The organism is Pseudomonas putida, assembly GCF_028682475.1.
In the GTDB taxonomy this organism is placed as follows: domain Bacteria; phylum Pseudomonadota; class Gammaproteobacteria; order Pseudomonadales; family Pseudomonadaceae; genus Aquipseudomonas; species Aquipseudomonas putida_AG.
The window spans coordinates 24539-40681 of record NZ_JANHLE010000002.1 but is presented as its reverse complement, the minus strand read 5'-3'; the positions used below and the strand labels follow the sequence as shown (position 1 = coordinate 40681).

General features: G+C 62.7%; 17 protein-coding genes. 9 read left to right on the top strand and 8 right to left on the bottom strand.

Annotated features, from left to right (window positions below):
- Window positions 1–31: 31 nt before the first annotated feature.
- From rlmD to NPS47_RS02235, 4 genes are all read right to left on the bottom strand, one after another.
- Complete coding sequence (rlmD, locus tag NPS47_RS02250; RefSeq protein ID WP_274293502.1) at window positions 32–1390, bottom strand: 23S rRNA (uracil(1939)-C(5))-methyltransferase RlmD; 1359 nt, start codon at window positions 1388–1390, stop codon at window positions 32–34.
- Window positions 1390–2292: a cysteine synthase CysM gene (cysM, locus tag NPS47_RS02245; RefSeq protein ID WP_274293501.1), complete on the bottom strand. Its 903-nt coding sequence runs from the start codon at window positions 2290–2292 to the stop codon at window positions 1390–1392. Before cysM ends, rlmD begins: the two co-directional genes overlap by 1 nt.
- Window positions 2293–2401: 109 nt before the next feature.
- Window positions 2402–3748, bottom strand: coding sequence for a histidine kinase sensor domain-containing protein (locus NPS47_RS02240; protein ID WP_425313471.1), 1347 nt, complete (start codon window positions 3746–3748; stop codon window positions 2402–2404).
- A gap of 1 nt (window position 3749) precedes the next feature.
- Entirely contained in the window at window positions 3750–4466 is a 717-nt protein-coding gene (locus NPS47_RS02235) for a response regulator transcription factor (protein WP_274293500.1), read from the bottom strand.
- Window positions 4467–4683: 217 nt separating this feature from the next.
- Here NPS47_RS02235 and NPS47_RS02230 point away from each other — a divergent pair, with 217 nt between their 5' ends.
- The 4 genes from NPS47_RS02230 (at window position 4684) to NPS47_RS02215 (ending at window position 9362) form a co-directional block, all read left to right on the top strand.
- The gene (locus NPS47_RS02230; RefSeq protein WP_274293499.1) at window positions 4684–7437 is read left to right on the top strand and encodes a response regulator; all 2754 of its coding nucleotides are present in this window, start codon (window positions 4684–4686) and stop codon (window positions 7435–7437) included.
- Between the two features lie 65 nt (window positions 7438–7502).
- The gene (locus NPS47_RS02225; RefSeq protein WP_274293498.1) at window positions 7503–8492 is read left to right on the top strand and encodes a 2-hydroxyacid dehydrogenase; all 990 of its coding nucleotides are present in this window, start codon (window positions 7503–7505) and stop codon (window positions 8490–8492) included.
- A gap of 31 nt (window positions 8493–8523) precedes the next feature.
- Window positions 8524–8961: a hypothetical protein gene (locus NPS47_RS02220; RefSeq protein WP_038608081.1), complete on the top strand. Its 438-nt coding sequence runs from the start codon at window positions 8524–8526 to the stop codon at window positions 8959–8961.
- Window positions 8958–9362: an META domain-containing protein gene (locus tag NPS47_RS02215; RefSeq protein ID WP_425313470.1), complete on the top strand. Its 405-nt coding sequence runs from the start codon at window positions 8958–8960 to the stop codon at window positions 9360–9362. Before NPS47_RS02220 ends, NPS47_RS02215 begins: the two co-directional genes overlap by 4 nt.
- Before the next feature lie 87 nt (window positions 9363–9449).
- Here the strand turns inward: NPS47_RS02215 and NPS47_RS02210 are convergent, their stop codons facing one another.
- On the bottom strand, window positions 9450–9914 hold the full coding sequence (locus NPS47_RS02210) for a peroxiredoxin family protein (RefSeq protein WP_157191489.1): 465 nt from the start codon (window positions 9912–9914) through the stop codon (window positions 9450–9452).
- 86 nt (window positions 9915–10000) lie between these two features.
- Between NPS47_RS02210 and arsC the strand changes: the two genes are divergently transcribed.
- The 3 genes from arsC to NPS47_RS02195 are packed head-to-tail and all read left to right on the top strand — an operon-like array spanning window position 10001 to window position 11365.
- Window positions 10001–10354, top strand: a complete 354-nt coding sequence (arsC, locus tag NPS47_RS02205) for an arsenate reductase (glutaredoxin) (RefSeq protein ID WP_274293496.1) — start codon at window positions 10001–10003, stop codon at window positions 10352–10354.
- The gene (gene wrbA, locus NPS47_RS02200; RefSeq protein WP_038608072.1) at window positions 10351–10956 is read left to right on the top strand and encodes an NAD(P)H:quinone oxidoreductase; all 606 of its coding nucleotides are present in this window, start codon (window positions 10351–10353) and stop codon (window positions 10954–10956) included. Before arsC ends, wrbA begins: the two co-directional genes overlap by 4 nt.
- The gene (locus NPS47_RS02195) at window positions 10949–11365 is read left to right on the top strand and encodes a DUF2069 domain-containing protein (protein WP_274293495.1); all 417 of its coding nucleotides are present in this window, start codon (window positions 10949–10951) and stop codon (window positions 11363–11365) included. Before wrbA ends, NPS47_RS02195 begins: the two co-directional genes overlap by 8 nt.
- 100 nt (window positions 11366–11465) lie before the next feature.
- Here NPS47_RS02195 and NPS47_RS02190 read toward each other — a convergent pair whose 3' ends face one another.
- Window positions 11466–12137 (bottom strand): DNA-3-methyladenine glycosylase I, encoded by a 672-nt coding sequence (locus NPS47_RS02190; protein WP_274293494.1) that lies wholly within the window; start codon window positions 12135–12137, stop codon window positions 11466–11468.
- 5 nt (window positions 12138–12142) lie between these two features.
- Window positions 12143–12967 carry a tRNA 2-thiocytidine(32) synthetase TtcA gene (gene ttcA / locus NPS47_RS02185; protein ID WP_274293493.1) on the bottom strand — a complete coding sequence of 275 codons (825 nt, stop codon included), beginning with the start codon at window positions 12965–12967 and terminating at the stop codon, window positions 12143–12145.
- A 271-nt stretch (window positions 12968–13238) separates the two neighbouring features.
- Between ttcA and NPS47_RS02180 the strand changes: the two genes are divergently transcribed.
- Together NPS47_RS02180 and NPS47_RS02175 are read left to right on the top strand one after the other, a co-directional pair.
- Window positions 13239–13838 (top strand): Yip1 family protein, encoded by a 600-nt coding sequence (locus tag NPS47_RS02180; RefSeq protein ID WP_136474961.1) that lies wholly within the window; start codon window positions 13239–13241, stop codon window positions 13836–13838.
- Window positions 13839–13979: 141 nt separating this feature from the next.
- Window positions 13980–14474: a SprT family zinc-dependent metalloprotease gene (locus NPS47_RS02175; RefSeq protein WP_274293492.1), complete on the top strand. Its 495-nt coding sequence runs from the start codon at window positions 13980–13982 to the stop codon at window positions 14472–14474.
- Between the two features lie 58 nt (window positions 14475–14532).
- Here the strand turns inward: NPS47_RS02175 and NPS47_RS02170 are convergent, their stop codons facing one another.
- On the bottom strand, window positions 14533–15855 hold the full coding sequence (locus NPS47_RS02170) for a dicarboxylate/amino acid:cation symporter (protein WP_274293491.1): 1323 nt from the start codon (window positions 15853–15855) through the stop codon (window positions 14533–14535).
- Window positions 15856–16143 lie beyond the last annotated feature (288 nt).

Sequence of the window (16143 nt, the reverse complement as noted above, 5' to 3'; positions counted from 1 at the left end):
CCAAGGTGCAGCGCCCAACGCGCCAGTCCCGCTAGCCCGCTTCGAATAACGCCATGGCTTCGACATGCGCCGTCTGAGGAAACATGTCGAGAATCCCGGCACATTTTAACCGGTACCCCTGCCTGACCAGCTCTAGCGTGTCACGGGCCAGGGTTGCCGGGTTGCACGATACATACACCAGACGTTTCGCCCCAAGGTCGGCAATTTTTCGCACAACCTCATAAGCGCCGTCCCGCGGTGGGTCCAAGAGTACCGCAGAAAAGCCTCCAGCGGCCCAGCCGGAGGCGGTCAAAGGCTGCGATAAATCGGCCTGAAAAAACGCTGTGTTATGCAAATTGTTGCTTCGTGCATTGGCCGCTGCCCGCTCGACCATTGCCTGTACACCTTCCACCGCCACCACTTCACGCGCCTGCCGGGCCAGCGGCAGGGCGAAATTGCCCAGACCGCAGAACAGATCAAGTACGCGCTCGTCGGCTTGCGGCGCCAGCCAGGCCAGCGCCTGCTCGATCATCGCCGTGTTGACCGCAGCGTTGACCTGGACGAAATCCCCGGGCCGGTATGCCAGCTCCAGGTTCCACGGTGCCAAAGTAAAGCCGAGGCTCTGACCGGCGTCGAGCGGATAAGGTTCACCCTCGCCTTGCAACCATAGCTGCACACCTGCTTCTTTGCAGAAGGCCTGCAAGCGACCCAGGTCGCCTTCCGCCAATGGCGCGGTATGGCGCAACAGCAAGGCCAGTGCCGTACCGCTGAACAGCTCGACATGACCAACCACCTGCGGTTTGCTCAAGCTCTGCAGGAGCATCGGCAAGTGACGCATGATCGACTGCAAGGGTTGTACCAGTACCGGGCAATCCTCGATGGCGACGATGTCCTGGCTGGCTTCGGCGCGGAAACCGACTTCGAGCTTTTTCGCTTTGTTATCCCAGCGCACCGCCACCCGTGCCCTACGCCGGTAGGCGAACTCAGGTCCGCTCAACGGGGCGGCCCAACGCTCGGGCACCACACCAGCGACCCGCTGCAGCTGCTCGGCCAGCAAGCGCTGTTTGAGGGCCAGTTGATCGGCATGGGCCAGGTGCTGCAAGTTGCAGCCACCGCAGCGATCGAAATGCTTGCACGGCGCCTGACGACGCTCCGGGCTGGCGCTAAACACCCGCTCCAGACGCGCTTCGACGACCTTGCCGTGGGCATTGAGCACCCGCGCCTCGACTTCTTCCTCGGCCAGTGCGCCACTGACAAACCAGGTACGCCCTTCAAAAAAGGCAATGCCACGGCCATCCCCCGCCAGGCGTTCGATACGCAGGCGCTGCTTTTTGCCGGTGGGGATCTGCGGCGTGCGGCTGCCGCCGGCCGGCTGGAAGCGCAGGCCGCTGTTGCGTTTACTTTTGGACATCAGTTCGCCGCGTCGAAAATGCCGGTCGACAGGTATCGGTCGCCACGGTCACAAATGATTGCCACGATCACGGCGTTTTCCAGTTCGCGCGACAGACGCAACATCGCCGCCACTGCACCACCAGAGGACACACCACAGAAAATGCCCTCTTCGCGGGCCAGTCGGCGGGTGGTCTCTTCGGCTTCACTCTGGGCCATGTCGACCACGCGATCAACGCGGTCAGCCTGGTAGATCTTCGGCAGGTACTCTTCGGGCCAGCGCCGGATACCCGGAATCGCCGAGCCTTCCATCGGCTGCAAACCGACGATCTGCACGGCCGGGTTTTGCTCTTTGAGATAACGCGAGCAGCCCATGATGGTGCCGGTGGTACCCATGGAGCTGACGAAATGGGTGATGGTGCCCTGGGTCTGGCGCCAGATCTCGGGACCGGTGCTGACATAATGGGCTTCGGGATTGTCACCGTTGCCGAACTGATCGAGCACCAGGCCACGGCCCTCGGCTTGCAGACGGTCGGCGAGGTCGCGGGCGCCTTCCATGCCTTCTTCCTTGCTGACCAGAATCAGCTCGGCGCCATAGGCGGTCATTGCCGCTTTGCGCTCGGCGCTGGAGTTGTCGGGCATGATCAGGATCATTTTGTAACCCTTGATCGCCGCCGCCATGGCCAAGGCGATCCCGGTGTTGCCCGAGGTCGCTTCGATCAGGGTGTCGCCCGGCTTGATCTGCCCGCGCAATTCGGCACGGGTGATCATCGACAGCGCCGGACGGTCCTTGACCGAACCTGCCGGGTTGTTGCCTTCAAGCTTGAGCAGGAGGGTGTTGCTGGTTTCACCGGCAATGCGCTGCAGGCGGACCAGAGGCGTGTTGCCGACGCAATCGGCGATGGTTGGGTACTGCAAGGTCATGGCGTAGTTCGCAATCCAGACTGCGGGGGCGCCTATCATACCGGCAAACGAGCGTTGTCCATATCACGCAATGTGCGGGTGTTATACCAGCCAGTTATAAACCGTTGGCCTATGGCTGAGCAGCAGGTAGCTGGATGTTCAGCCGCAGCCCCTGCCCGGTATTTTGCGCCCACAGGCGCCCACCCTGGCGCACGATGGCATTGCGGGCGATGCTCAGGCCAAGGCCGAAACCACCGTCCCCCGGACGTGAGCCGTCCAGCCGGGTAAACGGCGCGAAGATCCGCTCAAGTTCGGCCTCTGCCACGCCGCCGCCCTGATCCTCCAGCCACAACAGCCAGTGATCGCCCTGACGCCGGCCGTCCAGGCGAATCACGCCGCTGGCCGGGGAGTGGCGGATGGCGTTGCGCAGAATGTTCTCCAGCGCCTGCGCCACGCTGTTCAGGTTGCCGTGAATCCAGCAGGAGGCATCCAGTGCGCAATGCAGTTGCGCCGACGGCCAGGTGCTTTCAAAACAGGCATCTTCGGCGAGCATGTCCCAAAGTGCCTGGACCTGGATCGGCTCCTTGCTCGGCGGCGCCCGCTCGGTGTCGAGCCAGGCCAGTTGCAAGGCATCCTCGACCAGCCGCTGCATGCAGTCGATTTCGCGCCCCAGGCGTTCGCGCAGCTGGCCGGCGTCAGCGTCCCCTTCACAGGCTACGCGCAGACGGCTCAACGGCGTGCGCAACTCGTGCGACAGGTCACGCAACAGCTGTTGCTGCAAGGCCACCGTGCCCTGCAGGCGTTCAGCCATGTCATCGAACGCACGCCCCAGTTCGCCCAGCTCATCCTGGCGGCTGGTGGTGCTGCTGGCGACCCGCGCCGACAGCTGGTCCGCCCGCCAGGCATTGGCCTGCTCGCGCAGCTGGATCAGCGGCATGATCAACATGCGGTACAGGCCGATGCACAGCAACAAGGTGAACAGCCCGGGGATCACGCCATTGGTCATGAACCGCCAGAACAGGCGGTAGCGACCGGGCATCAGGCGCTCTGGCAATTCGATCACCAGCAGCCCCTGCTCCGGGTGCTCGACAAACGGCACGCGCATCCACGGCAAGCCAATCACCCGGCGACTGACCGGCCAGTCGATGCCACGCAGGAAGGTGATCTTGCGACTTTGCTCAGCTGTCAGCGGCGTGCTGCTCAGCGATTGCAAGTCGGCCCCCAGCACATTCACCCAGGTGCCTTCCTTGCTGGCCATGTCGGCCATCCAGGCATCGACGCCGGCCTGTCCGCCCTGCTTCCAGGCGCGTTCAGCCTCTGCGGCATAGTCGGTCAAGGTGGTTCGGGCCTGATCGGACAGATAGGCGTTCTGAGTTTCCATGTGCCGGCCCCAGCTCCAGCTCAGGCCGATCATCAACAGACAGAAGCCGACCAGCAGGATCGCCAGTTTCCAGAACAATGAGTGACGATTGGGCACCTCAGCCGACCTCAGCGGCACTGAGCACGTACCCCTTGCCCCACACCGTGCGCAGTTCACGCTCCTGGTAACCGATGGTCTTGAGCTTGCGCCGGATCTGGCTGACGTGCATGTCCAGGCTGCGGTCATGGCGGGCATAACCACGCTGCAGGACCTGCTGATAAAGGAAGGGCTTGCTCAGCACCTCTTCCTGGCTGCGGTGCAGAATGTCGAGCAGGCGGTACTCGCTCAGGGTCAGCCCGGCCCAGCGCTCGCCACAGCGGACATCGCAAGCCTGGTCGTCGAACTGCAGAGCGCCGCCCGGCTGCGCGGGCGCTTGCTGACGGCGGCGCTCCAGCGCCACCCGGCGCAGGATCGCCTCGATACGTACCTTGAGCTCAGCGATGCTGAACGGTTTGGGCAGATAATCGTCGGCACCGCGCTGGAAACCGCTGATGCGATCCGCCTCGGCGCCCAGGGCAGACATCATGATCACCGGCGTCGAGCTGCTTTCGCGCAGTTTCGCCAGCACCTCCAGGCCGTTCAGCCCGGGTAGCAGGATGTCCACCAGGACCACATCGAAACGCGATTCACGCGCAACCTCCAAGCCCTCGCGACCATTCTTGCACCAGGTGACCTTGAAGCCGCCACGTTGCAGTTCTTCATGCAGGTGGGCGCCGAGGACCGGGTCGTCCTCGATGGCCAGTATGGTGGATTCGCTAATAGTTACGGGATTCATTGGCGGGTGCTAGCAATTCTCAGTTACGCGATTATTGAGTAATTGCCTGGCGCAGGCAACCCGCAACTGCTTGTCGATGCGACTGCGTGGATTGTGCCTACGTCAAAAGTAGATACAAATGAGTGCATTGCGCGAGAAGGCGCGGTACTTTTCCGACTTGGTCCGTCAGCTAGCACTGACGGCGGCTTACAGCACATGCCAGGCACAGGAGAGTTTCGTGCTGAATCGTTTGGGAATCCGCAGCCGCGTGTTGCTGCTGGCGATGCTACCTGCCGGCTTGATGGCATTGGTACTGGGCAGCTATTTCACCTGGCTGCAGCAGAGCGAGCTGCAAACCCAATTGCTGCAGCGCGGCAAGATGATTGCCGAGCACCTGGCGCCCCTGGTGGCACCGGCCCTGGTCCGTCACGACCCGGCCCAGCTGGAGCGCATCGCCGCCCAAGCCCTGGAACAGGCGGACGTGCGTGCCGTGGCGTTTCTCGGCGAGGATCGCCACAACCTTGCCCATGCCGGCCCGAGCATGCTCAACCAGGCACCCGCCGGCGGCGGTACGGCGTTGCTGCAGCGTACCGGCAGCGACGCCACCCGTTACCTGCTGCCGGTGTTCGGCCACCATCGCGACCTGGCAGGCGAACGTATCCCGGACGAAGCCGATCGACTGCTGGGCTGGGTGGACATCGAGCTGTCCCACGATGGCACCCTGTTGCGCGGTTACCGCAGCCTGTTCACCAGCCTGCTGCTAATCTTCTGCGGCCTGGTCGCCACGGCGCTGCTGGCATTGCGCATGAGCCGCACGATCAATGACCCCATCGGCCAGATCAAGCACGCCGTGACCCAGCTCAAGGACGGCAACCTGGAAGAACGCCTGCCGGTCATGGGCAGTTATGAGATGGATGAGCTGGCGGCCGGTATCAACCGCATGGCCGAAACCCTGCACAACGCCCATGAAGAGTTGCAGCACAGCATCGACCAGGCCACCGAAGACGTCCGCCAGAACCTGGAGACCATCGAGATCCAGAACATCGAACTGGACATGGCGCGCAAGGAGGCCCTGGAGGCCAGCCGGATCAAGTCCGAGTTCCTCGCCAACATGAGCCATGAAATCCGTACGCCACTCAATGGCATCCTCGGTTTTACCCACCTGTTGCAAAAAAGCGAGCTGACCCCGCGCCAGCTCGATTACCTCGGCACCATCGAAAAGTCCGCCAGCAGCCTGCTCGGGATCATCAACGAGATCCTCGACTTCTCCAAGATCGAGGCCGGCAAGCTGGTGCTCGACAGCATTCCGTTCAACCTGCGCGACCTGATCCAGGACACCCTGACCATCCTCGCCCCCGCCGCCCATGCCAAGCAGCTGGAACTGGTCAGCCTGGTCTATCGCGACACGCCGCTGTCGCTGGTCGGTGACCCGCTGCGCCTGAAGCAGATCCTTACCAACCTGGTCAGCAACGCCATCAAGTTCACCCGCGAAGGCACCATCGTCACCCGCGCGATGCTCGAAGAAGAGCATGAGGACAGCGTACAACTGCGCATTTGCGTGCAGGACACCGGCATCGGCCTGTCCAGCCAGGATGTCCGCGCACTGTTTCAGGCCTTCAGCCAGGCTGACAACTCGTTGTCGCGCCAGCCGGGGGGGACTGGCCTGGGCCTGGTGATCTCCAAGCGCCTGATCGAGCAGATGGGCGGTGAAATCGGAGTCGACAGCACGCCGGGTGAAGGCTCGCAGTTCTGGGTCAGCCTGCGCCTGCCCAAGGCCCGTGACGACGCCGAGGACCTGCCGCTGCAATCGCTGGTGGAACGCCGGGTGGCGATTGTCGACGCCCACGAGCTGGCGCGTCAGGCCCTGGAGCATCAACTGGAAGACTGCGGCCTGCAGGTTTCCACCTTCCATTCGATCGACCCGCTGCTGCATGCGGTGGCGGCGGCACGCATGGCAGGGGAGCCCTTCACCCTCGCCGTCATGGGCGTCAACCTCGACAGCGTCGCGCCAGAACGCCTGGGCCAGTACATCCAGCAACTGCAGCGTCTGAACTGCCAGGCGCTGGTGTTGTGCCCGACCACCGAGCAGGCGCTGTACCACCCTTACCTGCCCAACGCCCATAGCCAGCTGCAAGCCAAACCGGCCTGCACGCGCAAGTTGCGCCGGGCCTTGCTGGAGCTGGTTCAACCCCGGCGCAGCGGCAGCGAGGCCAAGGTCAGCAGCGAGCAGCCGTTACCCAAAGTGCTGTGTGTCGACGACAACCCGGCCAACCTGTTGCTGGTGCAGACCCTGCTTGAAGACATGGGGGCCGACGTATTGGCCGTCGACAGTGGCTATGCCGCCGTCCAGGCCGTGCAGAACGAGCATTTCGACCTGGTGCTGATGGACGTGCAGATGCCCGGCATGGACGGTCGCGAGTGCACCGAGCAGATCCGCCAGTGGGAAACCAGCCAGGGCGGCGCGCCGCTGCCGATCGTCGCCCTCACCGCGCATGCCATGGCCAATGAAAAGCGCGCCCTGTTGCACAGCGGCATGGACGATTACCTGACCAAGCCGATCAGCGAGCGCCAGCTGGCCCAGGTAGTGCTCAAGTGGACCGGCCTGAACCTGAGTGCGCCGCACAACGAACGTGCACCGGAGCGCATTGCCGACAGCAGCGAACTCAAGGTCCTCGACCCGGAAGAAGGCCTGCGCCTGGCGGCGGGCAAACCCGACCTTGCCGCCGATATGCTGGCCATGCTCCTGGCGTCGCTGGAAGCCGACCGCGAGGCGATTCGTGCTGCCCGCGAGGCCGCCGACCGCAACGGCATGATCGAGCGTGTGCATCGCCTCAATGGCGCTTCACGCTACTGTGGCGTACCGCAGTTGCGCGCCGCCTGCCAGCGCAGCGAAACCCTGCTCAAACAGAATGACCCTGAAGCGCCGCGAGCCCTGGACGAACTGGACCGGGCCATCATCCGCCTCACCGCCCAGGCGCGCCTGAGCGCCTGACCTGAGGCAAGGTGATGAGCAGCCGCCGCGGTTAGACTTCTCCGCAATCGACTCAGGAAGATCCCATGCGCGTACTGTTTTTCAGCAGCCAGACCTATGATCAGGACAGTTTCAACAACGCCCCGGCGGGCCACGGGCTGGAACTGCACTTCCAGCCCGCCCGCCTGAGCGAAGACACCGCGCCGCTGGCCAGCGGTCATGAAGTGGTCTGTGCCTTCATCAACGACGACCTCAGCGCCGCGGTGCTCAAGCGCCTGGCCGCAGGCGGTACACGCCTGATCGCCCTGCGCTCGGCCGGCTACAACCATGTCGACCTTGCGGCGGCAAAACAGCTGGGCCTGGCCGTGGTGCGGGTACCGGCGTATTCGCCACATGCCGTGGCCGAACATGCAGTCGCACTGATCCTGGCCCTGAACCGCCGCCTGCACCGGGCTTACAACCGTACCCGCGAAGGCAACTTCAGCCTGCACGGGCTGACCGGCTTCGACCTTCACGGCAAAACCGTCGGGGTGGTTGGCACCGGCCAGATCGGCGCCGCCTTCGCCCGCATCATGGCCGGCTTCGGCTGCCAGTTGCTGGCGTACGACCCGTACCCCAACCCTGAGCTGCTGGCCCTCGGCGCCCACTACCTGGAACTGCCGGAGCTGCTGCGCCAGGCCCAGATCATCAGCCTGCACTGCCCGTTGACCGAACACACCCGCCACCTGATCAACCCGCAGAGCCTGGCGCAGCTGCAACCGGGGGCCATGCTGATCAACACCGGGCGCGGCGCCCTGATCGACACCCCGGCACTGATCGAAGCCCTGAAGGACGGCCAATTGGGTTACCTGGGCCTGGATGTCTATGAAGAAGAAGCCCAGCTGTTCTTCGAAGACCGCTCCGACCTGCCGCTGCAGGACGACGTGCTGGCCCGCCTGCTGACCTTCCCCAACGTGATCGTCACTGCCCACCAGGCCTTCCTCACCCGTGAGGCCCTGGCAGCCATTGCCGCGACGACGCTGGACAACATTACCCGCTGGGCGGCAGGCAATCCGCAAAACTTGGTCGAGGGTTGATGCTAGGATACGCGGCAGATTTGGAGGACCCATGGTCGAACACGATTTCCGCTACAACCTGTTTAACCCGCAACACACCCTGATCGAATGCCGCGCCCTGGTGCCAGGCCGCTATCAAGTGACCGGCAATGGCGGTTCGATCCAGAAGCATGATGTCCTGCTGGTGACCCTCAAGGGCAGCAAGGACTTGTCCATGCGCCTGACCGTGGAAACCGTACGTCACCTGATCAACCCGACCGGTCAATGGGTCGCGGTGGCCAGCGGCCCGGTGTTCGGTGAGCTGGCGATCCACACCTGGGAAGTCAACTGCGACAGCTGCCAGGCCAACCTGAGCTTCGAGTTCGCGGTCGACGCCAAGCTGGGCAAGAAAGCCCTGCAGCCTGCCGCTACCGCGCGCATTGCCGAGCTGGGCTGGAGCAGCCGTGGCGACAAGCACCTGTGCCCGAAATGCAAGGAGACGGCCCAGTGAAAACCCTGTTGCTCAGCGCCCTGACCGGCACGGCCCTGCTGGGGTGTGCCGCCGAGCCGATGAAGCTGGAACAGGAGCGCAGTTACCTGCTGGAGTGGATTGGTGAGCGTCCCTTGATGGACTACAGTCACCTGACCCTGACCCTGGCAGCCGACGGCCGCGCCTATGGCAATGGCGGATGCAACCATTGGTTCGCGCCTTACCAGCTTGATGGCGACAAAATCAGCTTCGGCAAAGTCGGCAGCACCCGCAAGTTGTGCGCACCGGCCTTGATGGAGCAGGAAAAGCGCTTCCTGCAGTCGCTGGAGACTGTCCAGCGCTGGGACATCTCGCCGATCGAGCAGGTACGCTTCTGGCCTGCCGAGGGCAAGCCGCTGCGTTTCTGGCCTGAAGAAGGCTGAAGCTTTATCGCCGGCAAGGCCGGCTCCCACAGGTTTTCAGTCAACCTTTGTGGGAGCCGGCCTTGCCGGCGATGAACGCACCGCCGATCAAGCGCCTTTCAAGGCCTTGATCTTCGCGTTCAAGCCCTCAAGCGTCTGCTCCCCCATCAACTGCTCACGCACCTTGCCCTTGTCATCGATGATGTAGGTCACCGGCAAGGCTTCACTGCGCGGCAGCTCATAGCGCTCGGCCGGGTCCTCGGCCAGCACGGTGAAACCGATGCCCAGCGCCTCGGTGGCTTTTTTCAGCTCTTCACCCTGCAAGCCATCGAAGTTCACGCCGAGCACCTTCACCCCCTGCGCCTGCCATTGCTTGGCCGCGGCATTGAGTTCGGGGATCTCGGTGCGGCACGGGCCACACCACTCGGCCCAGTAGTTGAGCACCAGCCAGTGCCCGTCGATCTGCTCGGCTTTTACGGTCTGGCCGTTCTGGTCCAGGCCATAGTCTGCACCGCAACCGCCGAGCAACAGGCTCGCGGTGATGGCCAGTGCTGCTGCCAAACGTCTTGTCATGGGTCAATCCTTCTCGAAGATTCAAGCAAAATGCAAAGTCGCTGCGGTTAGAATAGCCGCCACACCCTGCTGGATGCGACCCGAACATGACTGACCTGACCCTCTATCACAATCCGCGCTGCTCCAAATCCCGTGGCGCGCTGGAACTGCTTGAAGCCCGTGGCCTGGCCCCGACCGTGGTGCGCTACCTGGAAACCCCGCCAGATGCCGCTACGCTCAGCGCCCTGCTCGGCAAGCTGGGCATCGGTGCCCGTCAACTGCTGCGCAGCGGTGAGGACGAATACAAAGACCTGAACCTGGCCGACCCGGCACTGAGCGATGCGCAACTGATCGAGGCCATGGTCAAGCACCCGAAGCTGATCGAGCGCCCGATTCTGGTGGCCGGTGACAAAGCCGTGATCGGCCGCCCGCCGGAGAAGGTGCTGGAGATCCTGCCGTGAGCGCACCGTACATCCTGATCCTGTTCTACAGCCGCCACGGTTCGACCAGCGAAATGGCCCGGCAGATTGCCCGCGGTGTCGAGATGGCCGGCCTGGAAGCGCGGATCCGTACCGTCCCGGCGATTTCCACCGAATGTGAAGCGGTAGCCCCGGACATTCCGGAGACCGGCGCGCTGTACGCCACCCTGGACGACCTGCGCCATTGTTCCGGCCTGGCCCTGGGCAGCCCGACGCGCTTTGGCAACATGGCCGCGCCGCTCAAGTACTTCATCGATGGCACCAGCAGCCTGTGGCTCAGCGGTGGCCTGGTCGGCAAGCCGGCGGCAGCGTTCACCTCCACCGCCAGCCTGCACGGCGGTCAGGAGTCGACCCTGCTGTCGATGCTGCTGCCGTTGATGCACCACGGCATGCTGATCATGGGCCTGCCCTACAGCGAATCGGCGCTGCTGGAAACCCGCGGTGGCGGCACGCCCTATGGCGCCAGCCATCACGCCGGGGCTGACGGCAAGCGCGACCTGGATGCCGACGAAATCGCCCTGTGCCGCGCCCTCGGGCAACGCCTGGCGACTACCGCCAAACTGCTGGAGAACGGCCGTGGCTAAAAAGCCCAAGGTGCTGCCTTCGATCGACTGGCTGGCCCCACGCCTGCGTCTGGCGCGGGCGCTGAGCCTGGCGAGCTTTTTCGGCCTGATCGCGCTGCTGACGGTCAACAACCTGCTGTTCGCTGACCTGCATGGCGCCCGTACCGGGGTGATCCTCGCGGTCGAACTGGTGCCGCTGGCGCTGTTGCTGCCGGGCATGCTGCTGGGCAACGCACGCGCCCATGCCTGGACCTGCTTCGTGGTCAACCTGTACTTCATCAAAGGGGTACTGGCCGCGTTCGACCCGGCACGGGCGCTGTTTGGCTGGCTGGAAGTGGCGATCAGCCTGGCGCTGTTCGTCAGTGCCTTGCTGTATGTGCGCTGGCGCTTTCAGTATGACCGGCGGTTGGCTGGGGAAGGCTCGAACTAGGCATTGAAGCTATCGCCGGCAAGGCCGGCTCCCACAGGTTGTGTGCCAGATTCAGAACTTGTGGGAGCTGGCCTTGCCAGCGATAGCAACACCGCCAATCTTAATGATTGACAGTATGCGCCAGCATCACCGATAGCTGACACAGCGGCCGGCCGCTTTCGGCATGCCACCGGTTGAACGCTGCCTGCACCAGCGCCAGATCGCGCTGACTGGTCGGCGGCTTGTCGATGATGTCCTGGGCGATCAGCGCCGCACTCATGTCATCGGTGGGGATGAAGGTGTCCTTGCCAACCATGCGCAGGAAGCGCGGTGCCGACAACCCGCCCAACTGGTTGCCATGCTTGGCCAGGTACTTCCACAGGCCGACGATATCGGTCACCGGCCAGTCGGCGATCAGCGCCCCGAAGCTGCCCTTCTCCTTTTCCACATCGAGGATCATCTGCGCATTGCGCGGCACGCTCTTGAGCTTGCCCAGGTGGCGGATGATCCGCGTGTCCTGCATCAGCCGCTCGAGGTGCTCGGCGCCCATCAGCACGACCTTATGCGGGTCGAAACCGAAAAACACCTCTTCAAAGGCCGGCCACTTGGCATCCACCAGGCTGTGCTTGAGCCCGGCGCGAAACACCCGCAGGGCCAGGGTCGACAGGTAGCGGTCGGCACTGATCGCGCGCAACTGCTCGGCGCTTTTCGCCTGCGGCAGGTGCGCTTCCAGCGCTGCAGCGGAGCCGAAGCGGTTCAGGCAGTACTCATGCAGCCATTGATAGTCACGCATGCCGGTCAGATGTTCAGCACGTCGAGAAAACGTGGAGGTGCGGTGTCGTCGATCTTGAGGTTGACGAAGTCGAACAGGTTGCGGTCGGCCAATTGCGACGGCACTACGTTCTGCAGGCCACGGAAGATGCTCTCGGTACGGCCAGGGGTTTTGCGCTCCCACTCCACCAGCATGTCCTTGACCACCTGACGCTGCAGGTTTTCCTGCGAGCCACAAAGGTTGCACGGAATGATCGGGAATTCTTTCAGGTCCGAGTAGGCCTGGATGTCTTTCTCGCTGCAGTAGGCCAGCGGGCGGATCACCACGTTGCGGCCATCATCGGCACGCAACTTCGGCGGCATGGCCTTGAGGGTGCCGTTGAAGAACATGTTGAGGAAGAAGGTCTCGACGATGTCGTCGCGGTGGTGCCCGAGCGCCATCTTGGTCGCGCCGATTTCATCGGCGAAGGTGTACAGGGTGCCGCGACGCAGGCGCGAGCACAGCGAGCAGGTGGTCTTGCCTTCCGGGACCAGCTCCTTGACCACCGAGTAGGTGTCTTTCTCGACGATGTGGTACTCGACGCCCAGCGCCTTGAGGTAGGCCGGCAGCACGTGCTCGGGGAAGCCCGGTTGCTTCTGGTCCATGTTCACCGCGACGATCTCGAACTTGATCGGCGCCACTTTCTGCAGGTACAGCAGAACATCGAGCATGGTGTAGCTGTCTTTGCCGCCGGACAGGCAGACCATGACCTTGTCACCGTCTTCGATCATGTTGAAGTCGGTGATGGCTTCGCCGGCGAGACGACGCAGGCGTTTTTGCAGTTTGTTCTGGTTGACCGAAAGGGTGCCCATAGCGCTTGGAATCCGCGAGGTGTGACAAAAGCGGCATATTTTACGCACAAACCGCCGCCAGGCGTAGGCCAATCCGATAAAGACTGCAAGGTGATTAACCGGCCCGCTGACAGCGCGATTTGCTCTAAAAAGCCGGCTTTACCCGGCTAACTCCTTCCTATACTGCGACATAAGGCCACAGCAACCGTGACCTCGATCCTCTGGCCCCTATCACTTGGGGTCGCAAGCGCTCCTTTGGGGGGCGATGGCAACAACGGAAGGAGTGACTGGCATGATCCATCACGTTCTGGGGCTGTTTACCCATCCTGACCAAGAATGGAAAGAGATCCGTGGCGAGGAAGAAAGCATCAGCCACATGTACCTGACCCACACCCTGATACTGGCAGCGATCCCTGCCATTTCAGCGTTTATCGGCACCACCCAGGTCGGCTGGGTCATCGGCGATCGCGCCCCGGTCATGCTGACCCAGGAAAGCGCGCTATGGATGACCATCATGTCGTACCTGGCCATGCTCGCCGGGGTCGCCGTAATGGGCGCGTTCATTCACTGGATGGCGCGTACCTACGACGCCAACCCGAGCATGGCCCGCTGCATCGCGTTTGCCACCTATACCGCAACGCCGCTGTTCGTTGGCGGCCTGGCGGCGCTCTACCCCCACCTGTGGCTGGGGATGGTCGTCGGCACGGCAGCCGTGTGCTACACGGTCTATCTGCTCTATGTCGGCCTGCCGACCTTCATGAACATACCTTCGGATGAAGGCTTCCTGTTCTCGAGTTCGGTACTGGCGGTCGGCCTGGTGGTGCTGGTAGCCATCATGGCCTTCACCGTGATCGTTTGGGGACTAGGCGTGGGGCCTGTCTATACCAACTAGAATCATCTATTAGAAATGCAGCAACATAGGCGCAGTAACCATCAGGCCGCCGCAATGGCGGCCTGATGCTGTGCGCAGACAGGTGGCTCAGCAGCGCTGCGCTGGTTGCGGCATAATTGCCGGCCAGGAGTGTTCCCCGATATGCCCGAACTGCTCAAATCCCGCGTCGAAACCTGCTACCAGCAAGCCGAATCCTTTTTCAAACGCCCCTTCACCCGCCCTGAGGTCAGTTTCAAACTGCGCGGGCAAAAGGCCGGCGTCGCCCATCTGCATGAAAACCTGCTGCGCTTCAACCTGCAGCTGTATCGCGAAAACAGCGAAGACTTCCTCAAACAGACCGTAGCCCACGAGGTCGCCCATCTGGTGGCCCACCAACTGTTTGGCGACCGCATCCAGCCGCATGGCGAGGAGTGGCAACTGATCATGCGCGGGGTTTATGAACTGCCGCCTAACCGTTGCCATAACTATGCAGTCAAACGGCGCACGGTGACGCGCTACATCTATCGCTGCCCGTGTGCCGGTAGTGACTTCCCGTTCTCGGCCCAGCGCCACAGCCTGGTGCGCCAGGGGCGGCGCTATTTGTGCCGGCGCTGCCGGCATACGCTGGTGTACACCGGCGAAACACGGGTGGAATAGCTCTCACAGGTACAAAAAAACCCATCCGGAGATGGGTTTTTCATGGGCTACCTTTCGCTTAGCGGGCAGGACCTTCAGCCACACCCAGATCATCCATCGGGCGGGTATCGACCAGCGGCGAACCACCGGAAGCCAGCTCGGTCTGCAGCTTGTCTTCGTCCAGCTCATTGACCCACTTGGCAACTACCACGGTGGCCACGGCGTTGCCGATCAGGTTGGTCAGGGCACGGGCTTCGGACATGAAGCGGTCGATACCGAGGATCAGCGCCAGGCCGGCAACCGGCAGGTGGCCAACGGCGGACAGGGTTGCTGCAAGGACGATGAAGCCCGAGCCGGTAACGCCGGCAGCACCTTTGGAAGCCACCAGCAGCACCAGCAGCAGAGTGATCTGGTGGGTGATGTCCATGGTGGTGTCAGTCGCCTGGGCAATGAACACCGCGGCCATGGTCAGGTAGATCGAGGTACCGTCGAGGTTGAACGAGTAGCCAGTCGGGATCACCAGGCCGACAACGGATTTCTTCGCACCCAGACGCTCCATCTTGGCCAGCATGCGTGGCAGGGCCGACTCCGAAGACGAAGTACCCAGCACGATCATCAGCTCTTCACGGATGTAGCGAATCAGCTTGAGCACGCTGAAACCGTGGGCGCGGGCGATACCACCGAGCACCACGACGATGAACAGCACACAGGTCACATAGAAGCAGGCCATCAGGTAGCCCAGTTGCACCAGCGAACCGACGCCGTACTGGCCGATGGTGAAGGCCATGGCACCGAAGGCACCGATCGGCGCCAGCTTCATGATCATGTTGATGATGTTGAACATGACATGGGCGAAACGGTCGATCAGGTCCAGCAGCGGCTTGCCGTAGGCACCCAGGCGATGCAGGGCGAAGCCGAAGATCACCGAGAACATCAGCACTTGCAGGATGTCGCCGTTGGCAAAAGCGCCGACCACGGTGTTAGGGATGATGTTGAGCAGGAAGCCAACGGTGGTCTGCTGTGCGCCAGCGGCGGCATAAGCGGCCACGCTGCTGGCGTTCAGGGTGCTGACGTCGATATGCATGCCGGCGCCAGGCTTGACCACGTTGACCACGACCAGGCCGATGATCAGGGCAATGGTCGAGACGATTTCGAAATAGAGCAGCGCGTAGCCACCGGTCTTGCCCACCGACTTCATGCTTTGCATGCCAGCAATGCCGCTGACCACGGTGCAGAAGATGATCGGGGCGATGACCATTTTGATCAGTTTGACGAACCCGTCACCCAAAGGCTTCAGGGCAACGCCGGTCTCAGGGTAGAAGTGGCCCAGCAGGATACCGATGGTGATCGCTACTAACACCTGGATATACAGCGATTTGTACAGTGGCTGACGCGTCGTCATGGCTAATTCCTCAAGGGTATCGGGCTCATCCTTCCCAGGATGCGAGCGGTACCTAAAGCGCGAACCCTCCTGCACTGGAGGGATTTGTTGTGTCGAGCTGCCTGGCAGGACTCTGTCAGAGCAGTAGCAAGCCCGATGCCAAAATGCGCTTTATCGGTGCAAGCCCCGTGTTTGCTGGGGTTTGTTGCACAGTGAGGTTGCAAAAGTGCCGCGCGGGTTGGCGGATTTCCGCCCGACACCTTTTGCAAAAGGATAACGATGGCGGTAATCCGCCCGAAGGGATAGGCA

What these genes read in the sequence shown, in the direction of transcription:
- NPS47_RS02190 (WP_274293494.1), bottom strand. Translation starts at nt 12,137, where the DNA reads ATGCGTGACTATCAATGGCTGCATGAGTACTGCCTGAACCGCTTCGGC.
- ttcA (WP_274293493.1), bottom strand. Translation starts at nt 12,967, where the DNA reads ATGGGCACCCTTTCGGTCAACCAGAACAAACTGCAAAAACGCCTGCGT.
- NPS47_RS02210 (WP_157191489.1), bottom strand. Translation starts at nt 9,914, where the DNA reads ATGACAAGACGTTTGGCAGCAGCACTGGCCATCACCGCGAGCCTGTTG.
- arsC (WP_274293496.1), top strand. Translation starts at nt 10,001, where the DNA reads ATGACTGACCTGACCCTCTATCACAATCCGCGCTGCTCCAAATCCCGT.
- NPS47_RS02175 (WP_274293492.1), top strand. Translation starts at nt 13,980, where the DNA reads ATGCCCGAACTGCTCAAATCCCGCGTCGAAACCTGCTACCAGCAAGCC.
- NPS47_RS02180 (WP_136474961.1), top strand. Translation starts at nt 13,239, where the DNA reads ATGATCCATCACGTTCTGGGGCTGTTTACCCATCCTGACCAAGAATGG.
- NPS47_RS02235 (WP_274293500.1), bottom strand. Translation starts at nt 4,466, where the DNA reads ATGAATCCCGTAACTATTAGCGAATCCACCATACTGGCCATCGAGGAC.
- NPS47_RS02170 (WP_274293491.1), bottom strand. Translation starts at nt 15,855, where the DNA reads ATGACGACGCGTCAGCCACTGTACAAATCGCTGTATATCCAGGTGTTA.
- NPS47_RS02225 (WP_274293498.1), top strand. Translation starts at nt 7,503, where the DNA reads ATGCGCGTACTGTTTTTCAGCAGCCAGACCTATGATCAGGACAGTTTC.
- cysM (WP_274293501.1), bottom strand. Translation starts at nt 2,292, where the DNA reads ATGACCTTGCAGTACCCAACCATCGCCGATTGCGTCGGCAACACGCCT.
- NPS47_RS02220 (WP_038608081.1), top strand. Translation starts at nt 8,524, where the DNA reads ATGGTCGAACACGATTTCCGCTACAACCTGTTTAACCCGCAACACACC.
- rlmD (WP_274293502.1), bottom strand. Translation starts at nt 1,390, where the DNA reads ATGTCCAAAAGTAAACGCAACAGCGGCCTGCGCTTCCAGCCGGCCGGC.